The 540-nt window shown below is 45.0% G+C and carries 1 protein-coding gene; it reads right to left on the bottom strand.

What is annotated here, in order from left to right:
• Positions 1-39 precede the first annotated feature (39 nt).
• Positions 40-540: DUF3418 domain-containing protein (locus A3729_RS09825; protein ID WP_156497856.1), on the bottom strand; the 501-nt coding region annotated here is incomplete at its 5' end.

Genomic DNA, 540 nt, shown 5'->3' with positions numbered 1-540 from the left:
TGACAACCAATATTTGAGCCAACCTTGGTGAGTATTCGGCTACCGCCTAACGCTCTCCCAGAGTTTGTTTAACCTTTTCTCTGAGACAGTCTCACTCGTACCCAATTGCTGTGAATACCAAGACACTCGTTGCTCCTCCAGTAACCAGCGAAATCGCTCCAGGTTTTCGCACTTTAAACCTTGAGCATCCAGCTGTTTTTTTCGAAGTTCGTATTGCTCCCACCATTCGGATAGTAAGGGTACATAGCGCCTTTCATTGGCCATATCTCTTGCCATTTTGTCATAGCGTAGAGAGCAAGCTTGCAAATATCTAGGAAAGCTCTTTAGCGAGGTATAGGGCGTGGATTGCAAAAAGCCATCGTAGACTAAGCAGGTAATCTGGTGTTTAAGGTCAGCCATAGGCATAGCTACTGCCAAGTTCATTTTACCTTTTAGGCGCTTCATTATCTGGTGGTAATGATTAAGTATGTCGAAAACAAGAGCGCTGAACTCTTCGCAGATCTTAAGGAAATCACCCTTACCGCCCTGTAGACAAGCACT

It is taken from the genome of Oleiphilus sp. HI0043, from assembly GCF_001634935.1.
This window is presented reverse-complemented; position numbering and strand designations above follow the sequence as displayed.